Here is a 1,197-nt window from a genome sequence, read left to right on the forward strand (position 1 = left end):
CGGATTTCCGAATGGGACAACCCAATTACCATAAGGTAATTATCATATATATGATATATGAGGCGAACCGAGGGAACTGAAACATCTTAGTACCTCGAGGAAGAGAAAATAAACTAATGATTCCCCTAGTAGTGGCGAGCGAACGGGGATTAGCCCAAACCAATGTTGTATTATGCAATGTTGGGGTTGTAGGACTACGTTGTTGTACTTGAATTGCGAGAAGAATATTCTGGAAAGTTTAGCCATAGCAGGTGAAAGCCCTTTATTCGAAGCATGCCAAGACATAGTAGTATCCTGAGTAGCGCGGGACACGTGTAATCCTGTGTGAATCTGCCGGGCCCATCCGGTAAGGCTAAATACTCCCATGAGACCGATAGCGTACCAGTACCGTGAGGGAAAGGTGAAAAGAACTTCGATAAGAAGAGTGAAATAGATCCTGAACCCATGCGCCTACAAGCGGTCGGAGCATTTTATGATGTGACGGCGTGCCTTTTGCATAATGAACCTACGAGTTACCGTCACTGGCAAGGTTAATCCTCTTAAGTGGAGCAACCGCAGTGAAAGCGAGCCTTAACAGGGCGTTAAGTCAGTGGTGGTAGACGCGAAACCAAGTGATCTACACTTGTCCAGGATGAAGTTCCGGTAACACGGAATGGAGGTCCGAACCAATAAGCGTTGAAAAGCTTCTGGATGAGGTGAGTGTAGGAGTGAAAGGCCAATCAAACTTGGAGATAGCTCGTACTCCCCGAAAGGCATTTAGGTGCCGCGTACGATGATTAACGTAAGAGGTAGAGCGACCGATAGGTCAAGAGGGCTTCACCGCCTATCGAGACCTGACGAACTCCGAATGCTTACGCTTTGCAGTCGTGCAGTAAGGGGGCGGGTGCTAAGGTCCGTCCCCGAGAGGAGAAGAATCCAGACCGTCGTTTAAGGTCCCCAAATTCTGTCTAAGTTAGTCTAACGAAGTCTGGTCCCCATGACAGCCAGGATGTTGGCTTGGAAGCAGCCATTCATTTAAAGAGTGCGTAACAGCTCACTGGTCGAGGGTCCGGGCATGGATAATAATCGGGTATAAGGCAGATACCGAAGGCGCGGGATAGTATTTAAAAAAGTATCGGTAGGGGAGCATTCCATCGACGTTGAATGATATAGGACAACTATATCTGGAGTTTATGGAAAAGCAAATGTAGGTATAAG

At 47.4% G+C, this 1,197-nt stretch carries 1 rRNA gene; it reads left to right on the top strand.

Features of this window, described 5'->3' with window-relative positions:
* A 23S ribosomal RNA gene (locus A3GM_RS0106050) occupies nucleotides 1-1,197 on the top strand; the annotation flags it as partial.

It is taken from the genome of Hoylesella nanceiensis DSM 19126 = JCM 15639 (assembly GCF_000379965.1).
Classification (GTDB): domain Bacteria; phylum Bacteroidota; class Bacteroidia; order Bacteroidales; family Bacteroidaceae; genus Prevotella; species Prevotella nanceiensis.